At 64.8% G+C, this 270-nt stretch carries 1 protein-coding gene; it reads right to left on the minus strand.

Annotated features, from left to right (window positions below; genetic code table 11):
* On the minus strand, window positions 1–270 hold a 270-nt coding region (locus tag RVY79_RS19755), incomplete at both ends, for a glutamate synthase-related protein (protein ID WP_317466268.1).

Raw genomic sequence — 270 nt, forward strand, 5'->3', positions numbered from 1 at the left:
TCAGTTCCAACAACGCATGCAGCGTGTGGTCGTGGTACTGATGCACGCGCTCGGCCTTGTCCGGCACCACCAGTGCCTTCTGGCGGGATTTGTCCTGCGTGGCGACGCCCGTCGGGCAGCGATCGGTGTGGCATTTCTGCGCCTGAATGCAGCCCAGCGCAAACATGAAACCGCGCGCGGCGTTGCACCAGTCGGCGCCCATCGCCAGCGTGCGGGCCACGTCGAAGGCCGTGACGATCTTGCCCGATGCGCCGATCTTGATCTTGTCGC

Origin of the sequence: Chromohalobacter sp. HP20-39 (genome assembly GCF_033052815.1) — a bacterium.
GTDB lineage: Bacteria > Pseudomonadota > Gammaproteobacteria > Pseudomonadales > Halomonadaceae > Chromohalobacter.